1 protein-coding gene and 2 pseudogenes are annotated in these 875 nt (G+C 42.9%); all 3 read right to left on the reverse strand.

What is annotated here, in order from left to right; all coding sequences use genetic code 11:
• A pseudogene (locus A3738_RS18190) lies at positions 1-215 on the reverse strand (hypothetical protein); the annotation flags it as partial.
• Positions 212-439, reverse strand: coding sequence for a hypothetical protein (locus A3738_RS18195; RefSeq protein ID WP_068476870.1), 228 nt, complete (start codon positions 437-439; stop codon positions 212-214). The gene A3738_RS18195 and the pseudogene A3738_RS18190, both read right to left, overlap by 4 nt.
• Positions 429-875, reverse strand: a pseudogene (locus A3738_RS18200) (hypothetical protein); the annotation flags it as partial. The pseudogene A3738_RS18200 and the gene A3738_RS18195, both read right to left, overlap by 11 nt.

The raw sequence follows: 875 nt of genomic DNA on the forward strand, positions 1-875 counted from the left end.
CTTGTGTAAGCCTTTCCTGCTGCGCGTGGAGTTATCATTAACTCAATGCGTTGTTCGTCCAGAGATATATGCGTAGTGACGGGCTTAGGGCTATCTAATTTGATATTAGTGATCAGTTTTATATCTGTGTCGCTAAAAACTTCGGCGAGCCATGAAGCGAGGTCGTTGAGCACAACATTCTTTATATAAATCTCTACATCGGGTTGCTGTGTCATCGTCGTGTATCCGTAGTGAAAAAGCGTTTTAGTCGTTGCCACAATATCATGACATATGCAGCGACAACGCCAAATATCGATAGGGCTGCTGCTATTAATGAAACTAGACCAATTAGTTCTTGTTGCACTGAATCTTCCATATAAAACTCAGCGTAGGTTAAGCCAGAGAGTGATATCAATAAGAGTGCGCTGAACACAAAGAATAGCTTAAATCTAGTTTCCATTTATATGATTCTTTGGTTTATAGCTTGCAACATATACATCGCAGCTTAATGAAAGCGATCTCAATTCTGCGGTGCGCTCGATCTCAGAGCGTTGCGCACGCCAAACATGTGGAGTCATTGTGATGAGGTCAAGAATGGCGTCTTTTGAGTTGAGCGTGAAGGTATAAGAAACGCGTTGGTCTTCGAGTAATTCAAAATCCTCGTTTGATATCGGTGTTTTCTCTACCCGCTTTTTAATTTTTACGTCTGGGTATAAGTGCTTCCGCAATTCAATGAGATGGTTTTGGCCTGCTGACACGTCAAGAAGCAGCCCATCATTCATAATGATGCGTCGTGCTTCCGACATACAGGGACGTGAAAACATATGTGTTACAAGGCTCTGACTATGATCTGAGACGGGCAATCGAAACGCATTGCCAACTAACCATGCTGCCTC

The organism is Oleiphilus sp. HI0066 (assembly GCF_001635725.1).

Coding starts and splice junctions, on each gene's coding strand:
- A3738_RS18195 (WP_068476870.1), bottom strand. CDS start 439: ATGGAAACTAGATTTAAGCTATTCTTTGTGTTCAGCGCACTCTTATTG.